The sequence below is a fragment of the Mycobacterium cookii genome, assembly GCF_010727945.1.
Lineage (GTDB): Bacteria > Actinomycetota > Actinomycetes > Mycobacteriales > Mycobacteriaceae > Mycobacterium > Mycobacterium cookii.
In genome coordinates this window covers 3080670-3094407 of record NZ_AP022569.1, presented here as the reverse complement: position 1 = coordinate 3094407, position 13738 = coordinate 3080670, and the positions used below count along the sequence as shown (strand labels likewise).

19 protein-coding genes and 1 tRNA gene are annotated in these 13738 nt (G+C 66.4%); 12 read left to right on the top strand and 8 right to left on the bottom strand.

Features of this window, described 5'->3' with window-relative positions; translation table 11 throughout:
* Positions 1–8 precede the first annotated feature (8 nt).
* Entirely contained in the window at positions 9–569 is a 561-nt protein-coding gene (locus G6N27_RS14745; RefSeq protein WP_163781825.1) for a putative glycolipid-binding domain-containing protein, read from the top strand.
* On the opposite strand, the gene G6N27_RS14740 is transcribed toward G6N27_RS14745, so the two are convergent.
* Positions 532–1476, bottom strand: coding sequence for a prephenate dehydrogenase (locus G6N27_RS14740; RefSeq protein ID WP_179963399.1), 945 nt, complete (start codon positions 1474–1476; stop codon positions 532–534). The genes G6N27_RS14745 and G6N27_RS14740 overlap by 38 nt on opposite strands.
* A 141-nt stretch (positions 1477–1617) precedes the next feature.
* Between G6N27_RS14740 and G6N27_RS14735 the strand changes: the two genes are divergently transcribed.
* The 4 genes from G6N27_RS14735 to G6N27_RS14720 all read left to right on the top strand — a co-directional run bounded on the left by G6N27_RS14735 (position 1618) and on the right by G6N27_RS14720 (position 3029).
* Positions 1618–2130, top strand: coding sequence for a tRNA adenosine deaminase-associated protein (locus G6N27_RS14735; RefSeq protein WP_163777000.1), 513 nt, complete (start codon positions 1618–1620; stop codon positions 2128–2130).
* A gap of 13 nt (positions 2131–2143) precedes the next feature.
* Positions 2144–2602: a nucleoside deaminase gene (locus G6N27_RS14730; RefSeq protein WP_163776998.1), complete on the top strand. Its 459-nt coding sequence runs from the start codon at positions 2144–2146 to the stop codon at positions 2600–2602.
* A gap of 29 nt (positions 2603–2631) precedes the next feature.
* Positions 2632–2722 (top strand) — tRNA-Ser (locus tag G6N27_RS14725).
* 73 nt (positions 2723–2795) lie between these two features.
* Complete coding sequence (locus G6N27_RS14720; RefSeq protein WP_232064587.1) at positions 2796–3029, top strand: hypothetical protein; 234 nt, start codon at positions 2796–2798, stop codon at positions 3027–3029.
* Positions 3030–3035: 6 nt separating this feature from the next.
* Here the strand turns inward: G6N27_RS14720 and G6N27_RS14715 are convergent, their stop codons facing one another.
* Complete coding sequence (locus tag G6N27_RS14715; RefSeq protein ID WP_163776993.1) at positions 3036–3803, bottom strand: DUF732 domain-containing protein; 768 nt, start codon at positions 3801–3803, stop codon at positions 3036–3038.
* A 116-nt stretch (positions 3804–3919) separates the two neighbouring features.
* Complete coding sequence (locus G6N27_RS14710; RefSeq protein ID WP_163776991.1) at positions 3920–4063, bottom strand: hypothetical protein; 144 nt, start codon at positions 4061–4063, stop codon at positions 3920–3922.
* Between the two features lie 248 nt (positions 4064–4311).
* On the opposite strand from G6N27_RS14710, the gene G6N27_RS14705 reads away from it, so the two are divergent.
* From G6N27_RS14705 to G6N27_RS14690, 4 genes are read left to right on the top strand one after another with little or no spacing between them, the layout of a single operon-like run.
* Complete coding sequence (locus G6N27_RS14705; protein WP_163776989.1) at positions 4312–4497, top strand: hypothetical protein; 186 nt, start codon at positions 4312–4314, stop codon at positions 4495–4497.
* Positions 4498–4550: 53 nt separating this feature from the next.
* The gene (locus G6N27_RS14700) at positions 4551–5909 is read left to right on the top strand and encodes a WS/DGAT/MGAT family O-acyltransferase (protein WP_163776988.1); all 1359 of its coding nucleotides are present in this window, start codon (positions 4551–4553) and stop codon (positions 5907–5909) included.
* 5 nt (positions 5910–5914) lie between these two features.
* Positions 5915–6436: an NUDIX domain-containing protein gene (locus tag G6N27_RS14695; protein WP_163776987.1), complete on the top strand. Its 522-nt coding sequence runs from the start codon at positions 5915–5917 to the stop codon at positions 6434–6436.
* Between the two features lie 24 nt (positions 6437–6460).
* Positions 6461–7366, top strand: a complete 906-nt coding sequence (locus G6N27_RS14690; protein WP_163776986.1) for a haloalkane dehalogenase — start codon at positions 6461–6463, stop codon at positions 7364–7366.
* 5 nt (positions 7367–7371) lie between these two features.
* Here the strand turns inward: G6N27_RS14690 and G6N27_RS14685 are convergent, their stop codons facing one another.
* Entirely contained in the window at positions 7372–7803 is a 432-nt protein-coding gene (locus G6N27_RS14685) for a lipoprotein LpqH (protein WP_163776985.1), read from the bottom strand.
* A gap of 95 nt (positions 7804–7898) precedes the next feature.
* Here G6N27_RS14685 and G6N27_RS14680 point away from each other — a divergent pair, with 95 nt between their 5' ends.
* The gene (locus G6N27_RS14680) at positions 7899–9131 is read left to right on the top strand and encodes a cytochrome P450 (RefSeq protein ID WP_163776984.1); all 1233 of its coding nucleotides are present in this window, start codon (positions 7899–7901) and stop codon (positions 9129–9131) included.
* Between the two features lie 3 nt (positions 9132–9134).
* Here the strand turns inward: G6N27_RS14680 and G6N27_RS14675 are convergent, their stop codons facing one another.
* Together G6N27_RS14675 and G6N27_RS14670 are read right to left on the bottom strand one after the other, a co-directional pair.
* Positions 9135–9563 carry a nitroreductase family deazaflavin-dependent oxidoreductase gene (locus G6N27_RS14675; protein WP_163776983.1) on the bottom strand — a complete coding sequence of 143 codons (429 nt, stop codon included), beginning with the start codon at positions 9561–9563 and terminating at the stop codon, positions 9135–9137.
* Complete coding sequence (locus tag G6N27_RS14670; protein WP_163776982.1) at positions 9556–10647, bottom strand: ATP-dependent DNA ligase; 1092 nt, start codon at positions 10645–10647, stop codon at positions 9556–9558. The genes G6N27_RS14675 and G6N27_RS14670 overlap by 8 nt, the downstream gene beginning before the upstream one ends.
* 25 nt (positions 10648–10672) lie before the next feature.
* Between G6N27_RS14670 and ligD the strand changes: the two genes are divergently transcribed.
* Complete coding sequence (gene ligD / locus G6N27_RS14665; protein WP_163776981.1) at positions 10673–11707, top strand: non-homologous end-joining DNA ligase; 1035 nt, start codon at positions 10673–10675, stop codon at positions 11705–11707.
* On the opposite strand, the gene G6N27_RS14660 is transcribed toward ligD, so the two are convergent.
* Together G6N27_RS14660 and G6N27_RS14655 are read right to left on the bottom strand one after the other, a co-directional pair.
* Complete coding sequence (locus G6N27_RS14660; RefSeq protein WP_163776980.1) at positions 11704–12339, bottom strand: cutinase family protein; 636 nt, start codon at positions 12337–12339, stop codon at positions 11704–11706. The two genes, ligD and G6N27_RS14660, sit on opposite strands and share 4 nt — an antisense overlap.
* A 2-nt stretch (positions 12340–12341) precedes the next feature.
* Positions 12342–13202, bottom strand: coding sequence for a phytanoyl-CoA dioxygenase family protein (locus tag G6N27_RS14655; RefSeq protein ID WP_163776979.1), 861 nt, complete (start codon positions 13200–13202; stop codon positions 12342–12344).
* A gap of 106 nt (positions 13203–13308) precedes the next feature.
* Here G6N27_RS14655 and G6N27_RS14650 point away from each other — a divergent pair, with 106 nt between their 5' ends.
* Positions 13309–13695 carry a PPOX class F420-dependent oxidoreductase gene (locus G6N27_RS14650; RefSeq protein ID WP_163776978.1) on the top strand — a complete coding sequence of 129 codons (387 nt, stop codon included), beginning with the start codon at positions 13309–13311 and terminating at the stop codon, positions 13693–13695.
* Positions 13696–13738: the final 43 nt, after the last annotated feature.

The following is a 13738-nucleotide window of genomic DNA, read 5'->3' as shown; positions in this document are numbered from 1 at the left end:
GGTCAGTGATGCTGACCTGGCGCTCACAGGACGCCAGGCGCATGGAGTCGGTGCGAGTCCAGTTGTCCGGCAAGCGGATCAAGGCCAACGGTCGTATCGTGGCCGCCGACACCGACAGCAATCCGGCCTTCGCGGCCTATTACGACCTGCTGACCGACGAGACCGGTGCGACCAAGCGGCTCGGCATGACCGTGACGTCGGCTGAGCGGGAACGCCAGCTCGTCGTCGCCCGCGACAACGAGAACATGTGGCTGGTCACCGACCACCAAGGCGATTCCCGGGCGGCCTACGACGGCGCGCTGGACGTCGACGTGGTGTTCAGCCCATTCTTCAACGCGCTGCCGATCCGCCGGCTCGGCCTGCACGAGCGGGCCGACACCGTCACGGTGCCGACGATCTACATCAGTTTGCCGGAGATATCGATCACCTCGGCACCGGTGAGTTACAGCAGCCGGGCGGCGGGGGCCGGCGAGGGAATTAAGGTGCACTCACCGGTTTCCGAGACCATTCTGACGATCGACGACTACGGGTTCATCGTGGAGTATCCAACCTTGGCAGAGCGGATCTGATCACACCGCCGGCGCGACCGGCGGCCGCCAGCTCACGTCGCCAATTCTCGGCGCCGACGAACACCGTGACGATCTCCGGCCGCGAGAAGCTGTCGTAGCGGGTGCGGGCGGCGTGCCCACTCTCGACAAGGTCAGCAACAGAGTCGTTGTTCGCCAACGACTCTCGTGCTTCGGCGAGCAACTCGATGGCCCGATCCACGCGCGGCAGCAGCTGGTCGGCGTTCGCTTGGCACATGGCACGTACCAGATCCGGCGCACTGCCGGCGACTCTGGTGCCGTCCCGGAATGACCCGGCAGCCAGGGCGAACGCCAGTGGCACCTCGGCGGCCGTCACCGCCAGGGCTTCGGCGAGCAGATGCGGCAGATGCGAGATGGCGGCCGCGGCGGCGTCGTGTTCGTCTGACCTGGCGGGCACCACAACCGAACCGCAGTCCAGGGCGAGTTGCAGCACCGTCGACCACACCGTGGGGTCGACGTGGTCGTCCACGCTGATCACCCAGGGTGCGCCGACGAACAGCCGGGCGTCTCCGGCTGCCCAGCCCGAGTGCGCGGTACCGGTCATCGGGTGCCCTCCGACGAAACGGGTCTGCAGGCCCGCCGCGGTGACTTCGTCGAGCACTGCGCCTTTGACGCTGGTGACGTCGGTCAGTGGACACTCGGGAGCGGTCTGGCCGATATGTGTGAGCAGGGCGGGCAACGCCGGCATCGGCACGGCGAGGACGATCAACGCCTCGAGGGCGGCGGCCCGGGTCAGTGCCTCGGTGAGATCGGTGGTGGCGTCAAAGCCGTCGAAACGCGCGGCCTGCGCTCCCTCGACTGACCGGTTGTAGCCGAAGGCATCGCGGCCGGAGGCGACCGCCGCGCGCAACAGGGACCCGCCGATCAACCCCAGGCCCAGTACGCACACCGGTGTCTTGAATTCAGGACGAGCCACCCCACAAGGTTGGCATATCCGCATGAAGAGCCGGTGTTCTATCGCATTAGACGCGACGCCGATTTGCTGGGCCAGTGCTGGTCAAGGGACTCCGGCGCGACTAGCGTGTCGGCCATGAGCGCACAACGGGCCTCCGCGCAGGCGGACACGACGGACGGATTCGGTGTGGCCGTCGTGCGCGAAGAGGGAAAGTGGCGTTGCTCGGCGATGCCGCCGAAAGCGCTGTCGAGTTTGACCGCCGCCGAAACCGAGCTCCGTGAATTACGCAGCGCCGGGGCCGTTTTCGGGCTGCTGGACATCGACGATGAGTTCTTCGTGATCGTGCGGCCCGCTCCGGCGGGAACCCGGCTGCTGCTGTCCGATGCGACCGCGGCGCTGGACTACGACATCGCCGCCGAAGTGCTGGACAACCTGGACGCCGACATCACCCCCGAGGATCTCGAGGACGCCGACCCGTTCGAAGAGGGCGACCTCGGGTTGCTGTCCGACGTGGGGCTGCCCGAGGCCGTGCTCAGCGTCATCCTCGACGAGACCGACCTCTACGCCGACGAGCAGCTCGGCCGGATAGCCCGCGAGATGGGCTTCGCCGACGAGCTGTCGGCGGTGCTCGACAAGCTCAATCGGTGATCGCAAGCGGAAATTGAGATCCGACGAAGACCTGATCCGCGCCGCGCTGGCGGTCGCTGGGACCGCTGGTCAGCGCGACGTGCCGATCGGCGCGGTGGTGGTGGCCGCCGACGGAACTGAATTGGCCAGCGCCGCCAACGCCCGTGAGGAACTCGGGGATCCGACCGCGCACGCCGAGATCCTGGCGATGCGGGCGGCCGCGCGCGTGCTCGGCGACGGCTGGCGGCTGACCGGAGCGACGCTGGCGGTGACCGTCGAGCCGTGCACAATGTGCGCGGGTGCGCTGGTGATGGCCCGGGTCGACCGGCTGGTGTTCGGGGCCTTCGAGCCCAAGACCGGCGCGGTGGGTTCGCTGTGGGACGTGGTCCGCGACCGCAGGCTCAACCACCGGCCTGAGGTGCGCGGCGGGGTGCTGGCCGATGAGTGCGCCGGGCTGCTGGAGGCGTTCTTCGCCCGGCAGCGATTGGGATAGCCAGGCCCCCGTTGGGTAAGCTCTGCGGCGGTGGCGTGTCCGAGCGGCCTAAGGAGCACGCCTCGAAAGCGTGTGACGGGTAACCCCCGTCCGAGGGTTCAAATCCCTCCGCCACCGCCACACCGTCAGCGCCCCGCGATGAGTTTCGTGGGGCGCTGAAGTCTGTTCCGGGGTGAGCAGAACGAATCTTTCGATGTCCATCTCCGCCGACGGGTACGTCGCGGGGCCGTCGCAGAGCGACGAGCATCCGCTGGGTGTCGGTGGCGAGAAGCTGCACGGGTGGCACCTAGGCGCCGCTAAAGATCATCCGGTCAATCGTCAGGTGGTCTCCGAGATGCTCGACGGTATGGGTGCAACGATCATGGAACTCGTCCGGGTGCTCGAAGCGCCAGGTGTAGCGCATCTGCGCTACCGGGTTGTTCGCTGAGCCCGTTCAGTTGTCGCCGTGCAGGCCGTCGCGGATTCCTTGTAGATCGTTGTTGATGCCGTGCAGGTCGCCCTCGATCTTTTGCAGCGTGGATTGTGACGTCTGTAGCGTCTGCTGCATCTTGTCCGAGCCTGCCGTCGCGAACTGCGGACAGTAGGTGACGACGGCGGCGGAGGCGAACTCGGCACTTTGGTCCGCATCCCAGATCGTCGAGCGCTGGACGAAGTGCGCGGCCTCCACGAGGTCGGGTTCGCGGGCCAGGAAGTCGCAGACCGCGTGTGCCTGGGTCGTGACGTAGTCGTGGCTGGGAGCAGGCACACCCTCGTGCTGCAGCACATCGATCAGGGCCTTGTCGGCAATGTCTTGTGGCGCTGGGTGATTGACCGGCGGAGCAGGCGGTTGTGCGGCAGCCATGTGGGGTTGCACGTCGGATTGCGGCGTCTCCGCCGGCTGCGCCACCCGGTGGCGGTAATGGAACGCGACCGTCACCACGAGCACGGTGGCAATCGCGGCAATAGACAGCGGGATCGCCGTGCGAAGAGCGAAGCGACGCAGCGCACCGGGACGACGGTAAGTCCTGCGCCGGTCGGCGACCAGCACCCTGGGCCGTGTCTGCACCGCCGTGACTGCGCGCGGCTCCGGGCGATGCCCCAGGCGCTCGTCGAGCAGGTCGTCGAGCTGTCGGCTGGACAGCTCGCCGCCGTGCTCGCGGATGAGACGGCGCTCCATGGCCAGGCGCCGTAGTTCGGAGTCGATCGTCTCGCGATCGCGCATGTTCAAGAGCTTAAGACCAGTCGCCGTGCGGGGCTCACGGCATCGGCAATGTTGCCCAATTCCACACGCGTCACGCAGGGTGTTCCGATTATTACTCGCCCACTTCTCAGCGCCCTTTACGTCGGCGCATCGATCACCCTGCTGTCGATGTCGTCGGCGCCGACCGCGCGGGCAGACGACCCGGCCGACCCGCTCAACGCGCTGATGATGGGCCGCACGGTGGTGCCGACGCCCAGCGAGTTCTGGCAGAACACGATCATCACCGACTACATCGACCCCGCGACCGGTGCCGATTACACGCCGGTGTTGGTCCCCACGCCCGAATCGTCTGCCCGCACGTCGCTGCAGGTCGGCCTGGCCGACTTGCAGGCTGCGATGGGCCAGCAGCCGGAGAACCAGCCCTACCTCGTCGAGGGTTTCTCGCAGAGCGCCCTCCCAGCTCCCCGATTTCACCGAAATCGAACGCATCTTCACGTCGGCCGAGGCGTGGTCCGAGCAGACGATCGGCGTGCCCTACGACCAGGTCGTCGCTCAACTCAACACCGACTTCAATCCTCTCACCGCGTTCATCGCCCTCGAGGGGCCGCTGGGCGCCGACATTCAAAACCTGTTGGAAGTCACTGGCATACAGCAGGATCTGCTCGACCCGGTGCTCGGACTCGTCGGAACCCTGGGCGGTCTGGTCACCAGCTGAGGTAATTCGCGCATTCGGCGAAAGTGGCCGCATGGCGCGACTTAAATGAGCTGATGGAATTGATGAGCCCCCTCGACTCGGTGTTTCTGATGACCGAATCGCGTGAGCACCCCATGCACGTCGGCGGGCTGCAGCTGTTCGAGCCGCCGGAGGGCGCGGGCCCGGATTTCGTGCGCGACATCCACGACGCCATGGTCGCCAATCACGACTTCCAACCCACCTTCCGCAAGCGGCCCGCGTTGACGTTCGGCGGACTCCCGACCGTCGCGTGGACCTACGACGACGCCGATGACGTCGAGATGGATTACCACGTGCGGCGCTCGGCGCTGCCCACGCCGGGGCGGGTCCGCGAGCTCCTCGAGCTGGCCTCACGCTGGCACAGTGGTCTGCTGGACCGGCACCGTCCGCTGTGGGAAGCGCACTTCGTCGAGGGACTCAACGACGGCCGGTTCGCCCTCTACAGCAAGTTCCACCACTCGCTGATCGACGGCGTGTCCGCATTGCGGCTCATGCAGCGGACACTGTCGACCGACCCCGATGACACTGAGCTGCAAGCGATTTGGAGCTTGCCGCGACGCAAGCGGGAAAGCGGGCCGTCAAAACGGCCCGGCCTGACCCAGCTGGCGGGATCCATTGCGGCATATGGCCCTTCGACGTGGTCGCTGGCCAGGGCGGCGCTGTTGGAACAACAGCTGACGTTGCCGTTCGCCGCGCCGCGCACCATGCTCAACGTGCCAATCGGCGGCGCGCGACGAGTGGCCGCCCAGTCGTGGGCGCTGGACCGGCTCAAAGGGGTCAAGGCCGCCGCCGGCGTGAGCTTCAACGACGTGGTACTCGCGATGTGCGCCGGCGCGCTGCGCTACTACCTGCTGGATGAGCACGCGCTGCCTGACACCCCGCTGATCGCGATGGTCCCGGTGAGTATGCGTTCGCCAGAGCAGGCCGACAGCGGTGGCAACCAGGTCGGCGCCCTGTTGTGCAACCTGGCGACCCACCTCGACGATCCCGTCGAGCGGCTCGAGACCATCAACGAATCGATGCGGGGCAACAAGCAGATCTTCTCCGAATTGCCTCGGCTGCAAGCGTATGCGTTGTCCGCGTTCCTCATCGCACCGCTGGGACTGGCCGCGTTCCCGGGCTTCGTCTCGACGGCTCCGCCGCCGTTCAACATCGTGATCTCCAACGTGCCCGGTCCGACCGAGCCGATGTACCTGCAAGGCGCCCGGCTCGACGGCAACTACCCGCTGTCGATCGCCCTGGACGGCCAGGCGTTGAACATGACCGTCGTCAACAACGCTGGCAACCTCGATTTCGGACTGGTCGGATGCCGGCGCAGCGTGCCGCACCTGCAGCGGCTGCTCGGCCACCTGGAGACCTCGCTGAAGGATCTGGAACGCGCGGTAGGGCACTGACTCCCGTGCCCAAGCTCAGCGCGGGCCTGCTGCTGTACCGGGTGCGCGACGGCCCAAGGCTCGTGCGGCGACCCGCTGCGCCCGGCTCCGCCGCGCTTGCGATCGCCACGGTCGACGTTCTGATCGCGCATCCCGGAGGCCCGTTCTGGGCCCGCAAGGACGACGGCGCCTGGTCGATACCCAAAGGGGAGTACTCGCAGAGTGATGACCCGTGGGCGGCCGCACAGCGTGAATTCACCGAGGAGGTCGGCCTAGCCCCGCCGCCCGGCCCACGGGTCGACCTCGGGTCGGTCAAGCAACCGGGCGGCAAGATCGTCACCGTGTTCGCCGTGCAGGGTGATCTCGACGTCGCGAATGCGCACAGCAATACCTTCGAACTCGAATGGCCAAGGGGCTCAGGGCAACTGCGGAGCTTTCCCGAAGTCGACCGGGTGGACTGGTTCCCGTTGGCGCGCGCCAGGGGAAAGCTTCTGAAGGGTCAGCAGGGCTTCCTCGATCAATTGGCGGTACATCTGGCCGAAAGGTGATCGAACAGGCGTATCTTCACACTCATGCAGACGCTGCGCACACCCGACGAGCGATTCACCGCGATATCCGAATTCCCTTACACCCCAAACTATTGCGACGTATCCGACGACGACGGCGGGACGCTGCGCATGGCCTGGGTCGAAGACGGCCCGGCAGACGCCGACCCGGTGCTGATGCTGCACGGTGAGCCGTCGTGGTCCTTTCTCTACCGCAAGATGATGCCGCCACTGACCGCGGCCGGCCATCGCGTGGTCTGCCCGGACCTGGTTGGTTTCGGTCGGTCCGACAAGCCGACGCGCATCGAAGACCACAGCTATGCGCGGCACGTCGAATGGGTGCGGGCCTTGGTCTTCGACCACTTGGACCTGCAGCGGGTGACCCTGGTCGGCCAGGACTGGGGCGGGCTGATCGGGTTGCGGCTCGCCGCCGAGCATCCCGATCGCTTCAGCAAGATCGTCGTCGCCAACACCGGCCTGCCGACCGGAGACATTCCGATGCCGGAGATCTGGTGGCAGTTCCGCAAGGCGATGCAGAGCGCGCCGACCGTCGACGTCGGCCGGTTCGTCCAGGGCGGCTGCCGCAGGCCGATGAGCGACGACACCCGCGCGGGCTACGACGCGCCGTTCCCCGACGACACGTTCTGCGCGGGCCCGCGGGCGATGCCCGGGTTGGTGCCGACGTCGCCGGACGATCCCGCGGCGTCGGCCAACCGGTCGGCGTGGGCCGCGCTGTGCGCGAGTCCGACGCCGATGCTGGTCGCCTTCAGCGACGGCGACCCGATCACCGGGGGCATGGCGCCGATCTTTCAGCGGGAGATGGCGGGCGCGAAGGGAATCCAACATCCGGTCGTGCACAACGCCGGGCATTTCCTGCAAGAAGACGCCGGTGAAGAACTCGCCGGCTACATCGTCGACTTCCTAGGCGGCTGACCCCGTCAGCACGACACCTTGACGCTGAAAGTCTCGGCCCGCAACCGGGTCGGCTCTGACTTGTTGAACCCGAGCGCCGCCCCGGTGATGCGGTAGGTCGGACCGGTCATCGTGACTGACGCCTCGCCCTGAAGCCGATGCTCGTAGGACCCGGTGAAGCCGTTGAGGTCGTGCAAGCGGACGAATTCGGCGGTCAGGTTGTCGGCGTTGGACAGCATCGCGTTGACGCCGGCCCCGTCGATCCCGGTGTGGATCCTGGTCATCCAGTCGATTGTCTCGCAACGCACCGAGTAGGTGGTGCCGACGTCTTTGCCGTCGACGCTGAGTACCGCGGTGCCGGGCGGCAACACCCCGGGCCGCAGCGTGGCGGCCTTGTCCGAACAGCCGGCGACGGTCATCAGCAGCGCCGCGGCGACGACGGGAAGTGTGGTGCGCACAGATCGAAACCTAACGCCTGGTCGGCGGGGCTGCTGTCGGATCTCCGGCCCGACGTAGCTACCTGCAATTTCTTCGATGCCTGCACAATGCAAATATGACCGCCACGCCGAGCGTCGCCGGGCCGCAGGAGCTGTTGTTGCAACTGCTGGACCCGGCCAACCGGGCCCATCCGTATCCCGTGTACGCGCAGTTCCGGGATCGCGGCCCGGTGCTCATGCCGGACGCCAACCTGATGGTGTTCTCGCGCTTCCGCGACTGCGACGAGGTGTTGCGGCACCCGTCGTCATCGGTCGACCGGTTCAAGTCGACTGCGGCTCAACGGATGTTCGCCGACGGTATGCCGACGCGTCCGATGGGATCGCAGGGATTCCTGTTTCTCGACCCGCCCGACCACACCCGGTTGCGCGGGCTGGTCAGCAAGGCCTTCGTGCCCAAGGTGGTCAACGAGTTGGCGCCGCACATCACCGACCTGGTTGGCGGATTGCTGGACCGAATCGCCGAACGCGGCCGGTTCGACGTCGTCAGCGATCTGGCGTATCCGCTGCCGGTGGCCGTGATCTGCCGGCTGCTGGGCGTTCCGCTGGCGGACGAGACGGAGTTCGGCCGCGCCTCGGCGTTGCTGGCACAGGCGCTGGACCCCTTCTTCGCGATCACCGGCGAACCGGCGGCGGGCATGGATGAGCGCATCGCGGCCGGCCAGTGGCTACGGGACTACCTGCACGGCCTGATCGCCGAGCGCCGCCTGAAACCCGGCGACGATCTGATGTCGCGCCTGATCGCCGTCGAGGAGTCCGGCGATCAGCTGACCGAAGGCGAGATCGTCTCGACGTGCAACCTGTTGCTGATCGCCGGTCACGAGACCACCGTCAACCTGATCGCCAACGCGATCCTGGCGATGCTGCGTCAGCCTGGCCAGTGGGGTGCGCTGGGTGCTGAGTCGAATCGGGCGTCGGCGGTCGTCGAGGAGACGCTGCGCTTCGACCCGCCGGTGCAGTTGGTGGTGCGCATCGCCGCCGACGACATGACAGTCGGTGACACCGAGGTCGTCAAGGGCGACACCATGATGTTGCTGCTGGCGGGGGCTCAACGCGATGCGAGCGAATTCGACCGACCGGACGTTTTCGATCCCGACCGAGAAACGTTCCGGCACTTGGCCTTCGGAAAGGGTCCGCACTATTGTCTGGGCGCGCCACTGGCCCGGTTGGAGGCCGCGATCGCGCTGTCGGCGGTGACCGCCCGTTTCCCGGACGCGCGGCTCGACAGTGAGCCGGTCTACAAGCCGAACGTCACGCTGCGCGGGCTGGCCACACTCGAGGTCGCGTTGTGATGCTCACTTGCGGTGTTGCGCCGGACCTGTCGGGGTGAGCGCGACAACCGGGATGGTCCGCGACGTTTTGCTTTCGTAGTCGGCGAAACCGGGGTAGCGCTCGGCCTGCAGCGCGTACTTCTGGTCGCGTTCTGCGCCTTCCAACTCGGTGGCGTGCACGTCCACGATCTCGTCGCCGACCTCGATGCGGGCGTCCGGGTTGGCTTTGAGATTCCAGTACCAGGCGGGGTTCTTGTCGGCACCGGCGTAGGAGGCGAAGATCAAGTACCGCTCGCCGTCGGCCTGATACATCATGATGTTGGTCCGCGGCTCACCGCTTTTCGCGCCGACGGTGTGCAGGACGACCAGCGGGGCACCCTCGAACTGGCCACCGACGCGTCCGTGATTCGCCCGGAACTCGGCGATATTGCGTTCGTTGAAATCGTCACTCATTTACGCCAGTCTTCCTAAAATCACCGAGCCCCGGGACGATATCGCCGAGGCTGAATGTCAGCGGGCTTTCCAGTTGCTCATACGTGCACGATGCTGGCTCCCGGTCGGGCCGCCAACGGTTGAACTGCGCGGTGTGCCGGAACCGCTCACCCTCCATGTGGTCGTAGCGCACCTCGACCACGCGCTGCGGCCGCAGCGGCACGAACGACAGGTCTTTGCCGGCGTTCCAGCGGGAGAACTCGTTCTTCCGCGGCGTCCGCTCACCGGCCTCATGCGCCGCCCAGTTCCACGGGTGGTCATCGAAATCGGTGACCAATGGCTGTAATTCGGTGAAGAGTCGCCGGCGTTCGGCCATCGGGAACGCGCCGATCACGCCGACCGAGGCCAGGGTGCCGTCATCCTTGTACAACCCGAGCAGCAGCGAGCCGATCGCGTCGGCGCCGGATTTGTGTACGCGGTATCCGGCGACCACGCAGTCCGCGGTGCGCTCGTGCTTGATCTTGAACATGATGCGTTTGTCCGGCTGGTAGGTGATTGTCAGCGGCTTGGCGATGACGCCGTCGAGCCCGGCGCCCTCGAACTCGTCGAACCAGCGCCGCGCGGTCTCCGGATCGGTCGTCGCCGGCGTGACGTGAAACGACGGGCCGCAGCCGCCGAGTGCGTCGACCAATGCCGCGCGACGCTCGGAGAACGGCCGGCCGGTGAAGTCGTCGTCGCCGAGCGCCAGCACGTCGAACGCGATGAACGACGCCGGCGTCTTCTCGGCGAGCATCCGCACCCGCGAATCGGCCGGATGGATGCGCTGCTGCAACGCCTCGAAGTCCAATCCATGGTCGGTGGCGATGACGATCTCGCCGTCGATCACGCAGCGCTTCGGCAGCTCGGCCTGCGCGGCCGCGACCAACTCGGGGAAGTAGCGGGTCATCGGCTTCTCGTTGCGGCTACCGACCTCCACCTGATCGCCGTCGCGAAAAAGAATCGACCGGAAGCCGTCCCATTTGGGTTCATACGACGCGTCCGGCGGGATCGCTTTCACCGACTTGGCCAACATCGGCGAAATCGGCGGCATGACAGGCAAGTCCATGGACTCATTGTGCTGGAATCGATACATGGCCACGCCAGCGGAGGAAATCGACGTCGACGGGATTGCCGTCCGGCTGACCAATCCCGACAAGGTGTACTTCCCCAAGCTGGGCACCAAGGGCGGAACCAAGCGTCACCTCGTCGACTACTACCGCACCGTCGCGAGTGGTCCGATGCTGGCCTCGCTGCGGGACCGTCCGTGCCATCTGCAGCGCTTTCCCGACGGCGTCGACGGCGAAGAGATCTACCAGAAACGCGTCCCGAAGCACCATCCCGACTACCTGGAGACCTGCCGGATCACGTTTCCGTCCGGACGGACCGCGGACGCGCTGCGGGTGACTCACCCGTCCGCGATCGTGTGGGCCGCACAGATGGGCACCATCACGCTGCACCCGTGGCAGGTCCGCTGCCCGGACACAGAACACCCCGACGAGTTGCGCGTCGACCTGGATCCGCAGCCGGGTACCGGCTTCGCCGAAGCGGCGTCGGTCGCCGTCGACGTATTGCGGCCGTTACTCGACGAACTCGGGTTGGTGGGCTATCCGAAGACCTCCGGCGGTCGCGGCATTCACGTGTTCCTGCGTATCAAGACCGACTGGGACTTCATCGCGGTGCGCCGGGCGGGTATCGCGCTGGCCCGCGAGGTCGAGCGCCGCGCACCGGATGCGGTGACGACGTCGTGGTGGAAAGAAGAGCGAGGAGAGCGGATCTTCATCGATTTCAACCAGAACGCCCGCGACCGGACGTTCGCCTCGGCCTACTCGGCGCGGCGCACCCCTATCGCGACTGTCTCGACACCGCTGACCTGGGACGAGCTGGCCACCGCCAATCCGGACGACTACACGATCGCGACGGTCCCCGATCTGGTTGCCAGCGGCGACGACCCGTGGGCCGACATCGACTCAGTCCACCAGTCGATCCAACCGCTGCTGGAGATGGCAGCCGCCGACGAAGACCGCGGGCTGGGCGATCTGCCGTATCCGCCCAACTATCCCAAGATGCCCGGCGAGCCGAAACGTGTTCAGCCGAGCAAAGATACCGATCGCAAGAAGGAGAGCTAGAGCTTCTGCGCGACGAAGGTTGCGGCCTGGTTGGTCGAATCGGGGACATAGCCCAGATGCGCGATGATGCTGCCGCCCTCGGCGCAGATGTTGTCATTCGGTAGGCAGATGTCGATGGTCTTCGAACTGTAACTCGGATTGATCGGCGGAATCTGGTTGTCCCCTAACTGCTTTGCGTAGCTGCTCTGCGGGTTTCCGAACAGGGCAACGGCGGCAACGTGATTGGCGACCTGCGGGGACAGCTCGTGGCTGGTCAGGTCGGCCACGCCGGCGCCCTGCGAATACCCGCCGATCACCACTTTGGTGTTCGGGCAGCTGGCAACGGTGCTCTGCACGTGAGCGACCTCGTCGGCGGCGCCGGCCTTGGCGCTGTTGGCGTAGTCGGTGGTCGACGGGTAGTTGACCGGGTAGAGGTTGATCGCCTTGCCGGGCAATTGCGCGGTCAGCGCGTCGAAGAATGCCTGGCCGGGTCCGCCGGGGCCGACCGGCTCACCGGTGCCGCGGGCGAACACCACCTCGGCGTCCGGGCATCCATCGGCGACGGCAGTGGCCATACCGACCGGAAAGCTGAGCAGAGTCACAACCAGGAGCGGCGCGCTGGCGATGCCGCGACCGACGAAGCTTTTAGTCATGGCTAGATGTTGCCATCCTCGAGCAACCGCAGCGGATGCAGGCCGTCGACCGCGCCGACGAACGGCGGGTGGATGCTGTAGCCCAGCATGCGCTGGATGTCGCCGGACACCGTCCGGGCGATCTCGCGTGACACCGACAGCGTGAACGCTTCCATCGGTCGCAGCCACGGTTGGCAGTACTGCGCCGTGACGGCGAGACGGTCCTGCGCGGTGGTGTTGGCACCCCCGCCGTGCCAGAGCGTGCCGACGAAGAACACGCACGACCCGGCCGGCATGACGACGGGCATCGCCTGGTCGCTCGGCTCCGGCCGGCGCTTGCCCCAGCGGTGGCTGCCCGGATACAGCACCGTGGCACCGTTGTCGGCGGTGAAGTCGTCGATCGCCCAGATCGTCGCGGCGGCCAGCGGGTCGCGGGGCCGCGGAATCGGGTAGAAGCCGTCGTCGTGATGGGCCAACTGCGCGGACTCGCCGGGCTGGATGTTGATCGCCTGCAACGCCGACAGCAGGTAGTTCGGCATCAGCAACCGGTCCAGGACGGCCAGCACCCGGGGATGGTCGACGATCCGGTCGCACACCCGTGTCCTGCTCAGCACGCTGTAGATGCGCTGGGTCCGCCGGCCCTCGAACGAGTTTCGGCCGGTGTGCCCGAGCCAGGGCTTCACCACGTCACGGATCTGACCGCAGTCATCCGGGGTGAGCAGGTTCTCCCAGATGAGGTAGCCGTCGCGGTCGAGCGCCGCCATATCGGCCTCGACGATCGCGGGGTCGACCGAGTTGCCGCCGCTGGGCGTCCACTTGTATCGCAGCGCGAGATCGCTGCGAAGGTCTTCCAACGTGGTGACGGACTCGTCGTCAGTTCGCATCTGGGCTCTGTCTGCACTGGGGTTTCGCTTTGACCACACAGTAAGCCGACCCGGTAGCGAAGTCATGCATTCAGCAGATCGTTCAGTATTTGGTTATAAATAAGGCGTGGCAACCACCTTTGCGGACGTGATCCGGTCCAAGTATTTGCTCCTGACCACCTTTACCAAGGACGGTCGGCCCAAGCCGACGGCGATCTGGGGTGTGCCCGAAGACGGCAAACTCCTGGTGATCACCGACGACGGTTCCTGGAAGACCAAGCGAATCAAGAACACCCCGCGGGTGACGATCGCCAAGAGCGGATCGCTGGGCAAGCAGAAGAGCGACCAGGTCGAAGGCGTCGCCAGGATCCTGCCCAAATCGGAGACCCGACGCGTCTACAACGCCGTGTTGAAGCGGTACTGGTACCACGCGCCGTGGTTCTATGTGCACTCGATCGTGCGCGGCGGAATCGACAAAGTACACGTCGGCCTCGAGATCGAGCCTGTTGGTTAGCCAGGCTTCCCAGCGCTTGTGCGCACGTGTTATGAGAGCGTTA

What these genes read in the sequence shown, in the direction of transcription:
- G6N27_RS14690 (WP_163776986.1), top strand. Translation starts at nt 6,461, where the DNA reads ATGCAGACGCTGCGCACACCCGACGAGCGATTCACCGCGATATCCGAA.
- G6N27_RS14660 (WP_163776980.1), bottom strand. Translation starts at nt 12,339, where the DNA reads ATGACTAAAAGCTTCGTCGGTCGCGGCATCGCCAGCGCGCCGCTCCTG.
- G6N27_RS14710 (WP_163776991.1), bottom strand. Translation starts at nt 4,063, where the DNA reads ATGATCGTGTTCTGCCAGAACTCGCTGGGCGTCGGCACCACCGTGCGG.
- G6N27_RS14670 (WP_163776982.1), bottom strand. Translation starts at nt 10,647, where the DNA reads ATGGACTTGCCTGTCATGCCGCCGATTTCGCCGATGTTGGCCAAGTCG.
- G6N27_RS14745 (WP_163781825.1), top strand. Translation starts at nt 9, where the DNA reads ATGCTGACCTGGCGCTCACAGGACGCCAGGCGCATGGAGTCGGTGCGA.
- G6N27_RS14715 (WP_163776993.1), bottom strand. Translation starts at nt 3,803, where the DNA reads ATGCGCGATCGCGAGACGATCGACTCCGAACTACGGCGCCTGGCCATG.
- G6N27_RS14675 (WP_163776983.1), bottom strand. Translation starts at nt 9,563, where the DNA reads ATGAGTGACGATTTCAACGAACGCAATATCGCCGAGTTCCGGGCGAAT.
- G6N27_RS14680 (WP_163776984.1), top strand. Translation starts at nt 7,899, where the DNA reads ATGACCGCCACGCCGAGCGTCGCCGGGCCGCAGGAGCTGTTGTTGCAA.
- G6N27_RS14720 (WP_232064587.1), top strand. Translation starts at nt 2,796, where the DNA reads ATGTCCATCTCCGCCGACGGGTACGTCGCGGGGCCGTCGCAGAGCGAC.
- G6N27_RS14700 (WP_163776988.1), top strand. Translation starts at nt 4,551, where the DNA reads ATGGAATTGATGAGCCCCCTCGACTCGGTGTTTCTGATGACCGAATCG.
- ligD (WP_163776981.1), top strand. Translation starts at nt 10,673, where the DNA reads ATGGCCACGCCAGCGGAGGAAATCGACGTCGACGGGATTGCCGTCCGG.
- G6N27_RS14735 (WP_163777000.1), top strand. Translation starts at nt 1,618, where the DNA reads ATGAGCGCACAACGGGCCTCCGCGCAGGCGGACACGACGGACGGATTC.
- G6N27_RS14655 (WP_163776979.1), bottom strand. Translation starts at nt 13,202, where the DNA reads ATGCGAACTGACGACGAGTCCGTCACCACGTTGGAAGACCTTCGCAGC.